Source organism: Anabaena sp. UHCC 0451, from assembly GCF_034931405.1.
GTDB lineage: Bacteria > Cyanobacteriota > Cyanobacteriia > Cyanobacteriales > Nostocaceae > RDYJ01.
This window is the reverse complement of record NZ_JAYGHA010000030.1, coordinates 13,964-32,021: the sequence shown is the minus strand read 5'-3', so window position 1 is coordinate 32,021 and position 18,058 is coordinate 13,964. Positions and strand designations below refer to the sequence as shown.

Below are 18,058 nucleotides of genomic sequence, written 5' to 3'. Positions count from 1 at the left end.
GCAACCTGAAGGTTTCGTTATATCAAGTCTGTTTGATCTGGTGATTGGTAAATAAGTAATGAACCAGACGTGATATTACTGCTATTCCTTAATAATAAAAATGTTGGGTAAAGGTAAAACTGCATTTTCACCCACATTACTACTAGGAATTTTTTCTAACTCTATTTGTTGGAGTACCTTTAAAAATGCCACACTCTCAAGCAACAATTTTTCTACATTGATACCGCAATCATTGTCTGGGTAACGACGCAGACGGTTACTACCTTCTCCTAATAAAATCATTGCTCCGCGCAAGTTGCCATTGCCCAAGTGATATAAAGCTACAGCAATTTGCAAAATACCCTGATACAAACTTTTCTCTGGTTCAGTTGCTTCAATCCACAGAGCTTCCAGGGTATCATGACAAGCGTAGAACTGTCCAGAGTTGAACTGTTCTACTCCTAGCCAAAACTCTTGGGGTAGGTTTTCACTCATCCCATGCTCTCGCGGACTTCTTTGATGGTTTCCAGAGAAATTTCTTGTCTTTCACAGGCAAAATCATTATCACTGGTGAGAAATAGCATACAGTGACATTCTTTGCGTTCTCGCATGGGTACACAAGGACAGTTCCAATAAGCTGCGTTGACTTCCGCTTCTTTGTCTTCATAGTGACGACAGGGACACAAAGGCGCACCCAGGTCGTCTTTATGTTTGGCTAAACCTTCAATCACGACTGCTGTCACAGAAGGTTCAGTACAGAAGTATGTTCCAGTCCGCTTTGCGTATTGTTCGGAAAAATGCCGCATTGCTTCTAGGCTTTTTTCACTGGATTTTGTGTTAACTTCTGAATTGATCATGGGATCGGTGTTCATAATTTAAATATTTCTTTGCATTGTACACCACAGGCAGGGGGGATTGGGGATTGGGGATTGGGGATTGGGGATTGGGGATTGGAAAAAATAAATTCTTGCTCCTGACTCTTCGATCTGCTTTTAAAAGGAACTTAATGGTTTTTGCAACTGAAGTTGTAGTTCTTGTTCACTTTGCAGGATGATGCCGGGGTAATCTCGATTGACTACGACTTGTGCTGAGGATGAGTTGACATTCTCCCATAAAACCCAACGACTTCCCAGAGGTAAGTCAGCTAAGGTGAGGGGATTTTGGGTAAGCCAAATTAGGGGGTATTTCTCTGGTAGTGTATTCGCTTCTTCCAGAGGGTTGGTTGCTGCTAGTGTTTCCAGAACAGTAATATCACCTTTGACTAAACCTGTCGCTGCTGTCCAAAGTTCTACTTGTAATTGTTGTTTTTGAGCATAAAAATATAAGGATGCAGCAGCAGTTACGGCTTGTTCAAATTGTGCTTCTTGCCAGTTGGCTGCGCTATCAAGGGCAATAATGATTTCTTGTCCCCCTGTGATCAGTTCTAATTCGCGTACTCGCAATTCTCCATAACGCGCACTGGTACGCCAATGAATCAGCCGCGTAGGATCACCGATGCGATAGGGACGGAGCGATCGCACTAATCCTGTTGTGGCTAATTGTAATGGTTTACCACGGGGATCATTTCTCTGACTGTCATCTTGGCCAATTTCATCAACTAGGGGACAGGTGCTGAGGGGTAAAACTGTGGGATAGACGATACCTCTAGCTTTGCACTCTCGTTGGCGACGACACCAAAATAAACCCCAGGGCGCACCTGTAGCTAATTCTACTGTTTGCCATCTGTATATTCCCCGTCGTTGAGTGGGGTAGTAGTATTGCCACAGGTAACTATTTTTTGCCTCAATGCTATCAATGGGCTGTTTGACTGGTTTGCCTAAAATGAAAGGCAGTATATCAGCAACTTGTAATAAAGTTACAGGTCGCTGGGTAAGATTATGGATTTCAATTTCAATTTTCAGTTCATCGCCAACGCTGACTGGTGCAATGGGAGAGCGTTTGATGACTAGATTTTTGAGCGATCGCGGTGCTAAGAAAATTGATACACCTAATAAAGCCAGAGATATGCCACTAATTACATATAACCAGCCCGCCATGGTGTTGATAGCAGCGCCTAAATAACAAATAGCAACGCCGGCTAAGACCCAACCGCCATAGGTAGGAGATGAGGCGTGGGTTTCTAGCCAATTGGTGATGTTTTTGGTGATTTTCATAGTTTCTTTTATGAACGACCCCATCTTACTTCGTTGAAGATGGGGTTTGTACATCCCCATCAGTAAGTTGAGATTTTTAACGTTTCACACGACCCTGACAACAACCCAGAAAATTACTTCTCCTGGAGACTCGACCCAGCACCAGCACAAGGCCAATAAATGTTGTACTCCTCAGCAAGCTGAGGTAAACAGCCTTTTGTAGAACACATCCCCGCGATATGCGGGGGTGATTCTAACCGCTAAGAAATAAATGTCTAGAAGTGATCATCATCCCCCCCCCCAACCTCCCCAACTAGCTTATAATTTCCAAGGGGCGGACGCTCTTCATAGGTAAGTTAAAGGGGGATAAATGACACTTAAGCGGTTGCTGTTAATTGGGTTGACACTGTTATCAATAATGTTGTCCGGCTTGTCTTTATTTGCGAGTTGGCAAAAACCACAGTTTCAAAGTCGGTTGGAACTCTACCAAACCAATATTGTCCTACAAGCCCAAACATGGCAACCAGAAGATCGCAACGACGAGAGCTTTCTGGCTATTCGGGAAGCAATAGTCGGTGATAAACCGCTAGAAAGTGCCACCAAGCAATATCAACAAGCACGTGAGTCTGTCCAAACTAACTTGGACAAAGCCGAAAACAAACTGGCAAAACTTCGCGCTCAGGATCTTACAGCAATCACACCACCTAAACCTCTACCAAACGACCCCCTTGATACTAAAACCTCTCTTCAAGAACAGCAGCAACAGTTAGAGAAGTCAGTCCACAAACTGCAAAAATTGCGGGATGAGTTAGACTTGCGTTTGGGAATTTTACAGGTACAGCAAGGGGAAACAGCAACCGCCCTGAAAACTTGGAGTCAAGTACAAAAACCTTCCCAGACAGATTTTAAAGAAGTTGCTCAAGTATTAACTGGATTATGGAGCGACCCTCCGCAGTTACTACCAAATGCACAACCACTGATTCAAGAAAATTTAGAAGGTTGGTTTCGCTCCACAGCTTTAATTCAGCTATACCAACTCCAACAACGTCAAGATGTTCTAGTAAATATTCAAACTGCACAACAAGCAGCCGCTATTGATGCAGTGTGGAAATTAGCATTAATTGCTGCTATTCCCAGCTTAACTGCGTTTATTGGACTGATATTGCTGGTAGCTTTAGTTATTCAGTTATTTCTGAAGGGAAGGGAATCTATATTAGCTCAAAATGCCCAAAAGCCTTGGTCAACACCTTGGAATGTAGAAATAATTTTACAGGTATTTGTGCTGGGATTTTTCTTGATGGGGCAATTATTTATACCTGAATTATTAACTATTCTCCCTATCTCTCGTGCTTCAGATAATGTGCGAGTTCAGGCTTTTTCCGTTTTAGTCAGTTACTTGCTGGTGGCCTTGGGTGCGTTTTCAGTGCTGTATTTTTCTATCAGGCGCTATTTTCCCCTCCCAGAAGATTGGTTTCGCTTTCGTTTTTTCAGTAACTGGTTTTTATGGGGACTAGGTGGTTACTGCACAGCTTTACCCATAGTAGTGATAGTATCGTTAATTAATCAGAAGCTATGGAATGGACAAGGCGGTAGCAACCCGCTTTTACAACTGGCCTTAGAAAGTAAAGATAACGTAGCGTTGGGAATATTTTTCTTTACTGCTGGGATAGCAGCGCCATTTTTTGAAGAGTTTCTATTTCGGGGCTTCTTGTTACCTTCCCTGACTCGTTATCTACCCGTTTGGGGTTCAGTTTTAGTTAGTAGCTTGTTATTTGCTGCTGCTCACCTGAGTTTGTCGGAAATTCTGCCACTTACAGCATTAGGCATAGTGTTAGGAATAGTGTACACGCGATCGCGCAATCTCCTCGCCCCTATGCTTCTCCACAGTCTTTGGAACAGTGGTACACTACTCAGTTTATTTCTTTTGGGTAGCAGCAATAATTAAAACCGACAATTACGGATGAAAAAATCAAAAATATTTGATTATATCGGCATAGAAGGGTCAGATTACGATCTGTTTTTATCTGCAATAACTACCTCACAAAATCAATCTAGTTTCACCATATACAGCGAACTCAAAAAAGTCCGGACATAATCACTATAAACCTGTAAATACTACTACAGTGTGGCAGTTTGGGCTGATTATTAGAGTTAATCATCATCTCAATCTGTCAACCAGCTGCACTGAAATTTGCTCGCTATTTTACCAACAGTCATCTACAAACATGATAGGTTCAGGCTTTGTTGGTTTATATTCTTATACCCATACTTCCCATTTACTTCGGGAATTATGGTGACTTTAGCTATTCATTCATCTTTCATTTCATACTTCAATATACATCAAGGAGCTTAATTTAAAATGACTAATCTCAACCCATCTCACCCTACTAAACAACTTCTCGCTGGTTACTGTGGCATCATTATTGGCGGATTTGGGCTACATAAATTTATACTTGGTTACGCGCCTGAAGGTTTTATCATGTTAGTAATTTCTGTAGTTGGAGGTTCTCTGACTTATGGATTTACCCTGCTAATTATGCAGCTTGTGGGATTAATTGAAGGCATGATTTACCTAAACAAAAATCATGAAGATTTTGTTAATACCTACTTTGTAAAAAAGCAGGGTTGGTTCTAAAATTGATGATTAGATAATTAAATAAATTCTCTATATATCTATTACTTGAATATGCCAACCTTCAAATATAAAAAGATTAGTTTGGTAATATTATTCCTGATAGGAATAGCTTATTTTACCACTATGTCTAGTTTAGAAATTAACTATTTCTACAAAAGCATACTTTTCATGCTGCCTATACAACTTATATCTGTAATATATAGCGTATTTGATTAGAGGTTGTTTGAAAACAGGACTTACGCAAAACATAACATTGCACAATTATTTTTTAATCAAATTTTCTTTCACTTCCATCACCACACTTTCTCCCTGAATACCATAACGACTAACTGCGGAAATAGCCACATTTTCAACTTCATTATTTATCAATAAATAGGAAGTTGTTTGTAAGGGTAAAATATTTGTTTTCCATTCATTTCCTGTTTGAGTGTGTAACACCCATAACTGTATTTTTTGCTTACCTTGAATTTGCCAATTCAAGTGCAGATTACCTGATTTTTCATCTTTAGTAATTGTTAATTCTGGTTTACCCACTCAAAAGAATTGTTTTGATATTCACAATTTTGTTTTTTATTTAATAATTTGAATTTATTTACCAAAAAACTGTATCATCTTTCATATCCAAATTTTTGGTAGTTAGTTCAATATATAAACCAGTGTCAATAATGCTTAAAGATTATACTCCATCTCAGCGTCTTGTATCCCTGGATGTATTTCGGGGAATTGCGATCGCTTTTATGATTCTAGTCAATAATCCTGGTAGTTGGGATTACATCTATCCACCATTAAAACACGCAGAATGGCATGGTTGTACACCCACAGATTTAGTTTTCCCTTTTTTCCTATTTATTGTTGGTGCAGCCATACCTTTTTCCTTTGCTAAATACACACCAGAAAACCGTCCTACTCGTCAGGTTTACCTGCGTATTATTCGCCGAGGTTTGATATTATTTGGGCTGGGTTTGATGTTAACTTTATCTACCATGTTTCTGGATTTACTATTTAAAGAAATACCTTTAGATTTTAGTAAAATGCGAATTATGGGAGTATTGCAACGTATTGGTTTAGCTTATGTCATCGCTGCTTTTGCTGTTCTCAAATTATCTCAACGAAATTTGTGGATATTTTCAGGTATTTTACTCATCGGTTATTGGTTAACAATGCAACTAATTCCTGTACCTGGTTATGGTGCAGGAAATTTAACAGCCGAAGGTAATTTAGGGGCTTATATTGACAGCATTTTATTAACTAAACCACACCTTTATAAAGGAGGTTCTTTTGATCCAGAGGGTTTATTTAGCACTCTACCATCAGTGGTGACAGTTTTCGCTGGCTATTTTACAGGTTTATGGTTACAAAAACAGCAAATAAAAACTAGAACTAGCATTAATTTAGTAATTGTCGGTTTAGCTTGTTTGGTAATAGGTATATTGTGGGGGTTTGTATTTCCTATCAATAAATCTTTGTGGACAAGTTCCTATGTTGTTTATACTGCGGGTTGGGCATTATTAGTATTAGCTTTGTGTTATGAATTAGTAGAAGTCAGAAACCTGAAAAAAATTGGTTTTCCTTTAGAAGTAATGGGTTTAAATGCCATTTTTTTGTTTGTTGGTTCTGGCTTGTTCGGGAGAATTTTGATGAAAACTACTGTAGGTACAGGTGAAAATGCCCTATCTACGAAAAATTGGATTTATAAATACTGGTTTAGTTCTTGGGCTGGTGATATGAATGGTTCATTATTGTTTGCGATCGCCAATATTGTATTATGGTGGTTCATTCTTTATGTTATGTATCGTCGTCGTTGGTTTCTCAAGATTTGATTTTTAAAACACACTTATAGGCGCTAGAGTCGTTGACGATAGTTTACAAACCTAAATATTTTCATTAAATATTATTCACAGTTGCTCATAGTTCCAGATTTCGCCTAAGCTCAAAGTAGAACCGCCTTTTGTCAGCCATTGAATTTTCGTAGCGAATCTAAAAACTTGCCATGCAACTTGCCCCAGAAACTCAGTTTGCCTCAGAATCATCCCCCCCTAATAGAGATACAAACTTAGAAAAAATTATTTTAGATGTCGGGGGTATGAAATGCGCTGGGTGCGTGAAAGCAGTAGAAAGACAGCTAACCCAGTATCCAGAAGTTAAAAATGTCTGCGTCAACCTAGCTACAGAAGTGGCAGTTGTAGAAGCAGAAATTGGTGCTGTAGATGCGGAGGCGCTGGCAAAAGCATTAACAGAAACGGGATTTCCTACCCAAACCCGCACAGCTAATAGTCAAGCAGGAAAGAAATCTGATCCAGCAATCAGACAGCAAGAGGAAATGCAAGCTGCATTGAGACAATTAGTTATTGCGGCGTTGTTATTGGTGTTTTCAGGAATTGGACATTTTGGTAACAGCATTTTCCCCATTTTGAATCAAATCGGGTTGAATAACATCTGGTTTCACTGCGGACTAGCAACAGTGGCGCTACTGATTCCTGGTCGTCCCATCATTATAGATGGCTGGCTGGGATGGCGACGGGGTGCGCCGAATATGAATACTTTGATTAGTTTGGGAACTCTGACAGCTTATACAGCTAGTTTGGTGGCGCTGTTGTTTCCCCAGATGGGTTGGGAATGTTTCTTTGATGAACCAGTGATGATGCTGGGCTTTATCCTGCTAGGAAGAACCTTAGAAAAACAAGCTAGAGGACGCGCTGCATCGGCATTTCGGCAATTATTAGCACTCCAGCCGCAAACAGCTAGATTAATTGCTAACCCAGATTCAGAGAAATTCATCGCCGGGGCAAATATTGCCGAAATTCCAGCCGAACAGGTGCGAGTTGGTGAATGGTTACAGGTGCTACCAGGCGATAAAATCCCCGTTGATGGTGAAGTGCGGTTTGGACAAACCACCGTCGATGAGTCGATGTTAACTGGGGAATCTGTCCCTGTGATGAAGCAACCAGGAGATACGGTGACAGCGGGAACGATTAACCAATCAGGTGCGATCGCAATGCAAGCTACCCGTACAGGTGATGATACCACTTTGGCACACATTGTCGCTTTGGTAGAAGCTGCCCAAACTCGCAAAGCACCTGTTCAGAAATTAGCCGATACGGTTGCTGGTTATTTTACCTATGGGGTGTTAACAGCTTCTTTGCTGACATTTGTGTTTTGGTACTTTTTTGGTACTCACATTTGGCCAGATATTAATATTTCCAGCGGTATGGAAATGATGAGTCATGCCGCACATCACCCCGGAAACAACATCCAACATTCTGCGCTTTTAATTAGTTTAAAATTAGCGATCGCAGTGATGGTGGTTGCCTGTCCCTGTGCTTTAGGACTAGCTACCCCCACAGCTATTCTTGTCGGTACAGGCATGGGCGCAGAAAGAGGTTTGTTAATCAAAGGTGGTGACGTTTTAGAAAAAGTCCACCAGCTAAATACCGTAGTCTTTGATAAAACAGGCACTCTGACTACAGGTAAGCCCACAGTTACAGATTGTTTGTTATTTACAGACTTACAAGAATCGTCACTTCTCCAACTAGCAGCAGCAGTAGAAAGCGGTACTTATCACCCCCTAGCTAAAGCAATTCACCAAGCAGCCCAGCGACAAAATTTATCAATTCCCCATGCAGTAGACTTTCATACTGAGCCAGGAATGGGTGTATCTGCTGTAGTAGAAGGTAAAAACGTACTTCTAGGTAACTGGGAGTGGTTGAACTGGCACGGAATTACTATCAGTGAAACTGCTCAACAGCAAGCGCAAAGATTAGCAACGGCGGGGAAAACAGTTATTAGTGTTGCCATTGATAATACTTTAGCTGGATTAATTGCCGTTAGTGATACTCTCAGACCAGATGCACAAGCAACTGTAGACAAATTGCGTCAGATGGGTTTGCGCGTAATCCTACTGAGTGGTGATAGATTAGAAGCAGCAAGTGCGATCGCCCAACAACTCGGCATAAATAGCACCGATGTCATGGCAGGTATTCCTCCAGCCAAAAAAGCCAGTGCCATTCAATCCCTGCAAACTGGGGACAGCGGAATCATACCCAATTCCAAATCCATCGTCGCCATGGTAGGAGATGGCATTAATGACGCTCCCGCTTTATCTCAAGCAGATGTCGGCATTGCTTTACATTCAGGAACAGATGTAGCTATGGAAACAGCCGAAATTATCTTAATGCGTGATTCTCTAACTGATGTTGTCGAATCAATTCAACTGAGTCGTGCCACATTCACAAAAATTCGTCAAAATTTATTCTGGGCTTTTGCATATAATACAATTGGTATTCCCTTAGCCGCAGGTGTTTTATTACCCAACTTTGGTTTTGTTCTTAGCCCATCCAGCGCCGCAGCCCTTATGGCCTTTAGCTCTGTGAGTGTTGTCACTAACTCAATTTTATTACGACGCTTTGCCCACCAACGGTAAAATTATCACTCTCAAGATAGTTTCTTAAGAAAAAACTTCGGTAAGTTCCATCTTAAGTTAAACTATACTTAGGTATTGATATTTTACTCAAAGTTAAATCTTAACTACTATCAGGTAGAATATAGTTACAATGGTAGAAAATATACACTTGTCCAATTCAATAATATATAGTTTCAAAAACTATTAAATTGAATATTAAATAAATAAATTCTTCGTACAATGGTAAAAAGCCATAATCAAAACCCTATTCTATATCAAACTTCAACAAATTCTAGTAACCATCTGTCAATGGCCGCAGAACTTAGTGAAAACCATCTCCTGATTATTGAAGACGACCAAGGCCGCAAAGAATTTCCTTTGGAACATCCCGTCTATTCTATTGGCAGAGACCGTAATTGTAATATCCGTTTGATATCCCAGTTTGTGTCCCGTCACCATGCTACATTAGTCAGGCTGCCACGCAAGAATAGTCATCATAACTATTATTACCGCATTGTCGATGGTGATCCCAAAGGCAAGCCTAGTGCCAACGGTTTAATGATTAATGGACGCAAATTGCCAGCCCATGACCTCAAAAATGAAGATGAAATTGTGTTTGGACCCCAGGTACGCGCTATTTATTACCTGCTGAAAAATACTAATTCTTCAAGACAAACCGATGCTAGTGAGTATGACATTACATTAATCAACCCTGGAATGACAGAAGATGACTAGTACCGCTTCGCGGAAGTCAAAAGTCATGCATTCAAAAGTCAAAAATATTAGGTCGTCAGCTTTTTAGCGATTGAGAATGGTTGGTTGATTTACGCCGTACGGCGATAAGATCCCCGACTTCTTTTGTTTATTGTGTCCATAAATGATAAATTGATTTTAGAAGTCGGGGATCTGAGGATGAACGATTGCCATAGCTGAATACTTACCCCATGATTTCCTTCCCACTTAGATTGGGTAGGTTTTAATGTTTTAATATCGTATTACAGATAACCATAATTCGTTGCAATTCATAAATTAAAGGGGCTAGTAACGGCTAATAGCAGAGCGGCTTACCCTGCGATGTATCTTTATTTAGCACAGGTAGATATAGGCATTTAGTCACTCTCATTAACAGTAGCGGCAGAGTCATCTGGAAGGTTTCCCATAGATGGAGTTTTTACGATTGCATAAAGTTGGATGTGATGCTACTCACACCAATGCTGTTAAGAAAAAAATATAATAGAAATAACAATAATACTATTTTGAGTCATCAATGATTCGTCGAGATTGATTAGCTAATCGGTCTAAATTTTTATTGTTCTTTTCACCTAATATTATGAACGAAATTTTAATTATTAAAGATGAGTTGAAAATCATAAAAAACATTAATACTGTCAAATTTTCGCCTGATTTTTATTTCTGCCGCAAGCATCTACCAGGAAATCTATATGACACTCAATTACAGTAGCTGGGACGATGATTTACCCCCAGAACCCGAAGAAATATATCAAGATTTAGTCTGCGCCCTGGAAAGAAAATTAGGATTTGGTTTATATTTTGTACAATGCACTCCTGTGGAATCAGATCGTTTTATTCAGAAGATTCCCCAGGATATTCAGCATAAAAAAATTGCTGTATTAAGTTTAATAGAACCAGTGGAAAAGTTATATCAGCAAGTAGCTAATTACATTCAGGAAAAAACAATTGATATTTTATTAATTAAAGGTCTGGAATATTCCCTGTATAAATATGAAAAAAGAAACTTTGGTGAAATAACAGAAGGTCAGTTTATCAATTTAACAAAAGTACCACCAATCCTAAATCATCTCAACCAACAACGAGAAAGATTTAGGGATGATTTTCCATTTTGCTTTGTATTTTTATTGCGTTCATTTTCACTTAACTATTTAATCCATCGCGCTCCTGATTTTTTTGATTGGCGCTCTGGAGTATATGAATTACCAACTACACCAGAATTAGTTGAAGAAGAGTCTCGTCGTCTACTACTAGAAGGAGATTATGAAAAATATCTACAACTGACTTCTGAAGAAAAAATTGAAAAAGTCTTAGAAATTCAAGAACTGCTAACCGAAAAACATCAAACTGATAGTAATAAAGCTAGTTTGCTATTTGAATTGGGAAATCTACTTTATTCTGCTAATGAATATGAAACTGCTATTACATTCTATGAACAAGAATTAAAATTGAAACCTGATGATCATTATGCTTGGTACAACCGAGGCCACGCACTCCTGAATTTAGGAAATAATGAAGAAGCAATTTTATCTTACAACCAAGCCTTAAAATTGAAACCTGATGATTATTCTGCTTGGTACAATCGGGGTAATGCACTCAAGAATTTAGGAAACAATGAAGCAGCAATTGCATCTTACAACCAAGCTCTGAAATTTAAATATGATGATCCCTACTTTTGGTACAACCGGGGTAATGCACTACGGGATTTAGGAGACAACGAAGAAGCAATTTTATCTTATGAACAAGCTCTGAAAATTAAATCTGATGACCCCTACTTTTGGTACAATCGGGGCAATGCCTTACGGAATTTAAACCGCAATGAAGAAGCAATTTGTTCTTATGATCAATCACTTAAATTTAAACTGGATGACGGCTATACTTGGAACAATAGAGGTATCGCGCTGCGAAATTTAGGCAGGTATGAAGAAGCGATTTTATCTTATGATCAAGCTCTGAAAATTAAACCTGATGACCAATATGCTTGGTACAATAGAGGCATTGCCCTACGAAAGTTAGGACGAAATGAAGAAGCTATTTTATCTTATGATCAAGCTTTGAAAATTAGACCTGATGATCACTATGCTTGGAACAATCGAGGTAATGCACTTGATGATTTAGGGCGCACAGAAGAAGCTCTTCTATCTTACGAGCAAGCATTAAAATTAAAACCTGATGATAAATATGCTTGGTATAACAAAGCTTGTTGTTATGCCATTCAGGGCAATATTGAGCAGGCGCTGGAAAATTTAGAACAAGCCATTAATCTTCAACCGGAAGAGTTTGCAAAAATGGCAAAAGCTGATCCAGATTTTTATTATATCCAGGAAGATACACGTTTTCAAGCTTTAATACGCAACTACATAAAATAATAGTTTTTAAAATCATTTTCTAAAGTGATTGTAAGAATAAATTTGCCCGCAGAACATAACATTTTTTAATCCTATCTGTCTATACCTTTTTGCCAAATTTTTCACTATTAAAATCTTGAGCATCTGACATTTGGAACTTATTAGATTAAAATTATATTGCCTATTTTCTATTGCTTATTTTCACTAAATTTCTAGCATCATTAGCACCGAATAAACCAAGTTGTTTACCTATGTCCAACAATACTGAATTACTCAAAAACCTCTACAATGCTTTTAACCCATTCCAACCCTTACCCGCAGGAGATCCTAACTATGTAGACTGTCAAGACGTGCGGGGAGACGCAGATATTTTAGAAGAGTTAGGAAATCGGATTCAGTTAGCAAATCAAAATACTTGTCAGTTATATTCTGGACATAGAGGTGCAGGTAAATCTACAGAATTACTCAGACTCAAAGAATATTTGGAAGCCAGACAATGTTATGTAGTTTATTTTGCAGCGGATGAAGAAGATATTGATTCAGAAGATGCTCAATATACAGATATTCTTTTGGCTTGTACTCGGAGGTTACTAAAAGATTTGCGAACAATGGGTAATCCTCAACCAGTGATAAATTGGCTCAAAGATCGTTGGCAAGATTTGAAAGATTTGGCATTAACTGAAATTCAAATCGAAGACATGAACGTAGAAATGCAAATTTCTCAGTTTGCCAAATTGACAGCAAATTTAAGGGCTGTTCCTGAATTACGCCAACAAATCAGAGAAAAAGTCAATCCCCATACAGTGACTTTAATTAAGGTTTTAAATGAGTTTATTGCTGATGTAAAAAAGCGCCTACCTGCCAACTGTAATCAACTAGCGGTAATTGTTGATAACCTGGACAGAATGGTGCTGGTCAAAGATGGCGATCGCACCAATTATGAAGAGGTTTTTTTAGACCGCTGTGAACAACTTAAAGCTTTAGATTGCCATTTAATTTACACTGTACCCATTGCTATGGTCTATTCTACCAGGGCTACAGACCTGCGAGATATATATGGTGATCCCCAAATTTTACCAATGGTGATGGTTCGCACTCCCACAGGCGAAATTTATCAACCTGGAATCAAAAAAGTCAAAGAGGTGATTTCCCGGCGAATTAAGCAGTTTGCGCCTGATAAACCTCTAGAAACAGCGATATTTGACAGTGCAGAAACCCTAGAACGACTTTGTTTAATGAGTGGAGGTCACGTCAGAAATCTGCTATTGTTGACTCAGGATGCTATTGGACGCACTCAAGATTTACCAATTTCCGAAAGAGCAGTTCGACGCGCCATTACTCAAGCTAGAGATACCTACCGCCGCGCTGTAGAAAACCATCAATGGACATTGCTGGCAGAAGTCTCCCATTCTAAGCGTATCATCAACGATGATCAGTACCGCAATTTGATGTTTAATCGCTGCCTGTTAGAATACCGCTATTTGGATGAGGAAGGGGAGATGCAGCGTTGGTATGATATTCACCCACTGATTCAAGGTATTCAGGAATTTAAAGAAGCTGTAGAAAATCTTCCATGAATTTAGATTTTAGTGACTGGGATCAAGACGTACCCCCTGAAGGATACGAAGAATATCAAACTTTGATAAACGCCCTAAAACGCAAAAATAAAAATGAGTTTGGTTTGTTGTTTGTGGAATGTACATCTCTAGAAGCGGAGAAAGTGTTTTCTCGGATTATCCATGATCTACCAGATAAAAAACTGGATATTTTGCGTTTAGTTGAGCCAGTTAATACTTTATATGATCGAGTTTTAAACCTCTATATAAATAAGCAGTTTGATATCTTATTTATTAAAGGGTTAGAATATTCGCTCTATAAGTATGAAAAGGACAAGTTTGGCGAAGTTACAGAAACCCATGCTCATGATTTATGCGGTGTTCCGTCAATTTTAGACCACTTAAATAAACTGCGAGAAAGTTTTAGAGATAATATTCCCATTACTTTTGTTTTTGTGGGGCGACCCTTTTTAATTGATTATTTTATCCATCGCGCCCAGGATTTTTTTGATTGGAAATCATCAAATGTATTGAATTTAACAACAGTCCCAGATTTAGACATGGAGGAATCAGTCAGTAGTTTGGGGTCAAAGTCACAAATTTCTCTTTTCTCCTGACCCTTTACTTAATTAAGTGCTAAGTATTGCGATAGCATAGGTTAAAATAAAAATATAGAATAATTGGGGGGGCCAGTTAACTGGTCATAAACGCCTATAGAGACTATCTTCGGAAATCTCCAAGGTTTAAAGTCCAGCCAGCTAAAGCAACTACAGCGGCTGTACCACCAGCGTATATCGGGCGATCGCATAACAACACCGGAGTTCGCCCAACGTCTGGCAGCAATTAGCACGGAATTAAATCAACCTGTATGTGCCTACCTCAACCGTCGCGGACAAGTGATCCGGGTGGGGGTAGGCACTCCGCGTCAAACCCAAATTCCACCATTAGAACTACCCCGTTACGGTGCAGACCGTCTGAGTGGTATTCGCTGTATAGCAACCCATCTCAAGACCGAACCACCAAATGAAGCGGCATTGACAGCAATGGCGCTACAGCGGTTAGATGCTTTGGTAGTTCTGAATATTACCGGCACAGGATTTACCCGCCGGGGTGGTGGTGCAACTGGGTATGTCAAAGAAGCCTATTTAGCGCATTTGGCATCTAACAGCAAACAGTTAGTTTTAACTCAGTCATCAGGAATTAGTACCTCAGACTCAGCTTTATATTCCAGCGTGTCGCCGCCTATGAGTTTGGATGCGATCGCTGACCAGGATTTTCTGGACTTAGTGGAAAGTCTAGAAGCAGAATTCCGGCGGGAATATATCGCTCAGGAAGTAGATGCTGACCATGATCGGGTGGTAATAGTGGGGATGCTCACCGATGGGATGAGTCTCCAACAATTCCAAGACACCATCACCGAATTAGCAATGTTAGTCGATACGGCTGGAGGAGATGTCTTACAAACACTACAACAAAAGCGATCGCGTATCCATCCCCAAACCGTAATTGGTGAAGGTAAAGTCCAAGAAGTCGCCCTCACCGCCCAAACTTTGGGAGCTAATCTTGTAGTATTTGACCGCGACCTTTCACCAGCCCAAGTCCGCAACCTAGAAGCGCAAATTGGTGTCAGAGTTGTTGACCGTACAGAAGTGATCTTGGATATCTTTGCCCAACGCGCTCAATCTGGTGCTGGTAAATTACAAGTCGAACTAGCGCAGTTAGAATATCTACTGCCACGACTCACCGGACGAGGTAAATCCATGTCCCGACTAGGGGGTGGTATAGGTACACGTGGACCTGGTGAAACCAAACTAGAAACAGAACGTCGGGCTATTCAAAGGCGCATTTCCCGACTGCAACAAGAAGTTAACCAGTTGCAAGCTCATCGTTGTCGTTTGCGTCAACGACGACAACATCGAGAAGTTCCTTCAGTCGCTTTAGTGGGTTATACCAACGCTGGCAAGTCTACCTTGCTTAACGCTCTCACTAACTCCGAAGTTTACACAGCCGACCAACTTTTTGCTACCCTTGACCCTACTACACGCCGTCTGATTATTCCTCATGCGGATACAAACGAACTACAGGAAACCTTACTTACAGATACGGTAGGGTTCATTCATGAATTACCAGCCTCCTTAATGGATGCTTTTCGTGCCACTTTGGAGGAAGTCACCGAAGCAGATGCCCTACTGCATTTAGTAGACTTGTCTCATCCTGCCTGGTTAAATCACATTCGTTCAGTTCGAGATATTCTCGCGCAAATGCCTATCACTCCCGGTCCTGCGTTAGTTGTATTTAACAAAATTGATCAAGTCGATAGCGAAGCTTTAGCTTTAGCGCGAGAAGAATTCCCTCTAGCTGTGTTTATATCAGCTAGTCAGCGTTTAGGCTTAGAGACTCTCCGGCAGCGTTTGTCTCATTTGATTCAATATGCCGTAGACTGTGATTGATATTCCCACACCGAAAACGAGGCAGTAACAGCTAAACAGGGTAGCTTTCAACCGTTTTGTCCAAAAATGGGAGAGAAGCTACCTTTTATAATTTTCAGTAGCAAAGGTCTAAAATTGAAAAGTATTTGCTCAAATTGAGGATGTTATGACTGCAAAAGTAGAAATTTACACTTGGAGTACCTGCCCATTTTGTATCCGTGCCAAAACCCTACTGTTAAACAAAGGTGTTGACTTTTTAGAATACAGTATTGATGGAGACGAAGTAGCAAGAAATAAAATGGCCCAAAGAGCAAATGGCAGACGTTCTGTACCCCAAATTTTTATCAATGATGATCACATTGGTGGTTGTGATGATATTTACGCTTTAGACCGGAAAGGCAACCTGGATGAACTTCTTGCTGGTAATAAAGTTTAGCTAAAGCTCCATAGAGTTCCTGTTAAGAGTACCCTCTCCTCTTGTAATTGCCCCACTGGTGCTAAACCACCGACTACAAATGACAGAAACTGTGTTCATGCTGTTCAAAACTAACAACTAAATTCTTGATTGAGGTAGAAAGGGTGAAACTGGCCTTTATTATTGATCCCATCCATCAGCTTGACCCATGCCATGATACAAGTGTGGCGCTTATAGAAGCAGCGCAAATTCTTGGTCATGAGGTTTGGATAACTCAGGCCAATCTACTGAATGTTGTGAATAGCAAAGCTTGGGCTGTGCTACAGCAGATAGAACTTGTCCCAGTGGAGTTGGTGAAGGGAAGTTGGGTAGCGGCAAATCCTTGGTATAAGTTAGGTTCTAGCGTCTTAACTGCTTTGGAATCAATGGATGCTGTTTTTATGCGGACAGATCCACCAGTTAACGATTCCTACCTCTATGCTACCTACATTTTGGATTACATTGACCAGAATAAAACCCTGGTGATTAACAATCCTAGTGGAATTAGAGGGGCAAATGAAAAAATGTATGCCCTGCAATTTACCCAAGCCATCCCGGAAACAATTGTTAGTGCTGATAAACAAGTTATCCGTGAATTTGTGGAAGCTAAGGGTGCAACAGTTCTTAAACCATTGGGTAACAAAGCTGGGGAGGGGATTTTATTTTTGCAATCAGGCGATCGCAATTTTAACTCTATAGTCGAACTAAGCACCCTCCAAGGTCGAGTACCCGTGATGGTACAAAACTATTTACCAGCTGCAAAAGAGGGAGATAAGCGGATTATTTTGCTCAATGGCGAACCCATTGGGGCGCTCAATCGCCTTTCTAGTGGCAGTGATTTTCGTAATAATATGGCTACAGGCGGTACAGTTGCGAAAACGGAGATTACCCCCAGAGAGCAGGAAATTTGCGCTTTATTAGCCGATAAACTGCGTCAGGATGGCTTGATTTTTGTCGGTATTGACGTGATTGGTGGCTACCTCACAGAAGTCAATGTCACCAGTCCGACGGGAATCCGGGAAATTGATCGCCTAGATGGTACTCACCTTGCTCATCAAGTGATTCAATGGCTAGAAAAGAAGCTACAGTAGGTGACAGGAAAAGTTATTTTGATTGGGTGAAATTGGATAACTAAAAAAGTCATAGCAATTGCAGTGAGGTATGAGGAAGTTTAGCCATGACTCTAACCAAGCTAAATCTTCGTTTAGTTTGTAGAATTTGCATAAGCTTTCTCATTCCTTTTTATCTAAGAGGGTGTTTGAAAAGTCTAAATTCATACTCGCCCCTTTACACCAGAAGAAGCGGATCATTGTCTCAAACAATTATTAAAAGATAATCCACCCCTACGAAAAAATCGTCTACAAAAAGATATGAGG

Annotated in this window: 16 protein-coding genes; 11 read left to right on the top strand and 5 right to left on the bottom strand. The window is 40.0% G+C overall.

Annotated features, from left to right (window positions below):
• Positions 1-81: 81 nt before the first annotated feature.
• The 3 genes from VB694_RS19440 to VB694_RS19430 all read right to left on the bottom strand — a co-directional run bounded on the left by VB694_RS19440 (position 82) and on the right by VB694_RS19430 (position 2,132).
• Positions 82-474: a DUF309 domain-containing protein gene (locus VB694_RS19440; protein ID WP_323361979.1), complete on the bottom strand. Its 393-nt coding sequence runs from the start codon at positions 472-474 to the stop codon at positions 82-84.
• Positions 471-836, bottom strand: coding sequence for a ferredoxin-thioredoxin reductase catalytic domain-containing protein (locus VB694_RS19435; protein ID WP_323362016.1), 366 nt, complete (start codon positions 834-836; stop codon positions 471-473). The genes VB694_RS19440 and VB694_RS19435 overlap by 4 nt, the downstream gene beginning before the upstream one ends.
• Before the next feature lie 135 nt (positions 837-971).
• Positions 972-2,132: a DUF58 domain-containing protein gene (locus VB694_RS19430; RefSeq protein ID WP_323361978.1), complete on the bottom strand. Its 1,161-nt coding sequence runs from the start codon at positions 2,130-2,132 to the stop codon at positions 972-974.
• A gap of 349 nt (positions 2,133-2,481) precedes the next feature.
• On the opposite strand from VB694_RS19430, the gene VB694_RS19425 reads away from it, so the two are divergent.
• Together VB694_RS19425 and VB694_RS19420 are read left to right on the top strand one after the other, a co-directional pair.
• Entirely contained in the window at positions 2,482-4,056 is a 1,575-nt protein-coding gene (locus VB694_RS19425) for a type II CAAX endopeptidase family protein (RefSeq protein ID WP_323361977.1), read from the top strand.
• Positions 4,057-4,470: 414 nt separating this feature from the next.
• Positions 4,471-4,746 (top strand): hypothetical protein, encoded by a 276-nt coding sequence (locus tag VB694_RS19420; protein ID WP_323361976.1) that lies wholly within the window; start codon positions 4,471-4,473, stop codon positions 4,744-4,746.
• 261 nt (positions 4,747-5,007) lie between these two features.
• Here the strand turns inward: VB694_RS19420 and VB694_RS19415 are convergent, their stop codons facing one another.
• Positions 5,008-5,280 (bottom strand): hypothetical protein, encoded by a 273-nt coding sequence (locus tag VB694_RS19415; protein ID WP_323361975.1) that lies wholly within the window; start codon positions 5,278-5,280, stop codon positions 5,008-5,010.
• 131 nt (positions 5,281-5,411) lie between these two features.
• On the opposite strand from VB694_RS19415, the gene VB694_RS19410 reads away from it, so the two are divergent.
• The 6 genes from VB694_RS19410 to VB694_RS19385 all read left to right on the top strand — a co-directional run bounded on the left by VB694_RS19410 (position 5,412) and on the right by VB694_RS19385 (position 14,416).
• A complete protein-coding gene (locus tag VB694_RS19410; RefSeq protein ID WP_323361974.1) occupies positions 5,412-6,566 on the top strand; it encodes an acyltransferase family protein in 1,155 nt (384 codons plus the stop codon).
• A 170-nt stretch (positions 6,567-6,736) separates the two neighbouring features.
• On the top strand, positions 6,737-9,166 hold the full coding sequence (locus tag VB694_RS19405; protein ID WP_323361973.1) for a heavy metal translocating P-type ATPase: 2,430 nt from the start codon (positions 6,737-6,739) through the stop codon (positions 9,164-9,166).
• 219 nt (positions 9,167-9,385) lie between these two features.
• Positions 9,386-9,880, top strand: a complete 495-nt coding sequence (locus tag VB694_RS19400) for an FHA domain-containing protein (RefSeq protein ID WP_323361972.1) — start codon at positions 9,386-9,388, stop codon at positions 9,878-9,880.
• A gap of 707 nt (positions 9,881-10,587) precedes the next feature.
• Positions 10,588-12,264, top strand: a complete 1,677-nt coding sequence (locus VB694_RS19395) for a tetratricopeptide repeat protein (protein ID WP_323361971.1) — start codon at positions 10,588-10,590, stop codon at positions 12,262-12,264.
• 230 nt (positions 12,265-12,494) lie between these two features.
• Complete coding sequence (locus VB694_RS19390; RefSeq protein WP_323361970.1) at positions 12,495-13,820, top strand: ATP-binding protein; 1,326 nt, start codon at positions 12,495-12,497, stop codon at positions 13,818-13,820.
• Positions 13,817-14,416: a hypothetical protein gene (locus VB694_RS19385; protein WP_323361969.1), complete on the top strand. Its 600-nt coding sequence runs from the start codon at positions 13,817-13,819 to the stop codon at positions 14,414-14,416. Before VB694_RS19390 ends, VB694_RS19385 begins: the two co-directional genes overlap by 4 nt.
• 103 nt (positions 14,417-14,519) lie before the next feature.
• Here VB694_RS19385 and VB694_RS19380 read toward each other — a convergent pair whose 3' ends face one another.
• On the bottom strand, positions 14,520-14,642 hold the full coding sequence (locus tag VB694_RS19380; RefSeq protein WP_323361968.1) for a hypothetical protein: 123 nt from the start codon (positions 14,640-14,642) through the stop codon (positions 14,520-14,522).
• 62 nt (positions 14,643-14,704) lie between these two features.
• Between VB694_RS19380 and hflX the strand changes: the two genes are divergently transcribed.
• The 3 genes from hflX to gshB all read left to right on the top strand — a co-directional run bounded on the left by hflX (position 14,705) and on the right by gshB (position 17,773).
• Positions 14,705-16,249 carry a GTPase HflX gene (gene hflX / locus VB694_RS19375; RefSeq protein ID WP_323361967.1) on the top strand — a complete coding sequence of 515 codons (1,545 nt, stop codon included), beginning with the start codon at positions 14,705-14,707 and terminating at the stop codon, positions 16,247-16,249.
• Positions 16,250-16,394: 145 nt separating this feature from the next.
• On the top strand, positions 16,395-16,664 hold the full coding sequence (gene grxC, locus VB694_RS19370) for a glutaredoxin 3 (protein ID WP_323361966.1): 270 nt from the start codon (positions 16,395-16,397) through the stop codon (positions 16,662-16,664).
• A 143-nt stretch (positions 16,665-16,807) separates the two neighbouring features.
• A complete protein-coding gene (gene gshB, locus VB694_RS19365; RefSeq protein ID WP_323361965.1) occupies positions 16,808-17,773 on the top strand; it encodes a glutathione synthase in 966 nt (321 codons plus the stop codon).
• Positions 17,774-18,058: the final 285 nt, after the last annotated feature.

Excerpts from the sequence above, each read along its gene's own strand:
- VB694_RS19435 (WP_323362016.1), bottom strand. The coding sequence starts at position 836 with ATGATCAATTCAGAAGTTAACACAAAATCCAGTGAAAAAAGCCTAGAA.
- VB694_RS19425 (WP_323361977.1), top strand. The coding sequence starts at position 2,482 with ATGACACTTAAGCGGTTGCTGTTAATTGGGTTGACACTGTTATCAATA.
- grxC (WP_323361966.1), top strand. The coding sequence starts at position 16,395 with ATGACTGCAAAAGTAGAAATTTACACTTGGAGTACCTGCCCATTTTGT.
- VB694_RS19385 (WP_323361969.1), top strand. The coding sequence starts at position 13,817 with ATGAATTTAGATTTTAGTGACTGGGATCAAGACGTACCCCCTGAAGGA.
- VB694_RS19440 (WP_323361979.1), bottom strand. The coding sequence starts at position 474 with ATGAGTGAAAACCTACCCCAAGAGTTTTGGCTAGGAGTAGAACAGTTC.
- VB694_RS19395 (WP_323361971.1), top strand. The coding sequence starts at position 10,588 with ATGACACTCAATTACAGTAGCTGGGACGATGATTTACCCCCAGAACCC.
- VB694_RS19400 (WP_323361972.1), top strand. The coding sequence starts at position 9,386 with ATGGTAAAAAGCCATAATCAAAACCCTATTCTATATCAAACTTCAACA.
- VB694_RS19430 (WP_323361978.1), bottom strand. The coding sequence starts at position 2,132 with ATGAAAATCACCAAAAACATCACCAATTGGCTAGAAACCCACGCCTCA.
- VB694_RS19390 (WP_323361970.1), top strand. The coding sequence starts at position 12,495 with ATGTCCAACAATACTGAATTACTCAAAAACCTCTACAATGCTTTTAAC.
- VB694_RS19405 (WP_323361973.1), top strand. The coding sequence starts at position 6,737 with ATGCAACTTGCCCCAGAAACTCAGTTTGCCTCAGAATCATCCCCCCCT.
- VB694_RS19420 (WP_323361976.1), top strand. The coding sequence starts at position 4,471 with ATGACTAATCTCAACCCATCTCACCCTACTAAACAACTTCTCGCTGGT.
- VB694_RS19410 (WP_323361974.1), top strand. The coding sequence starts at position 5,412 with ATGCTTAAAGATTATACTCCATCTCAGCGTCTTGTATCCCTGGATGTA.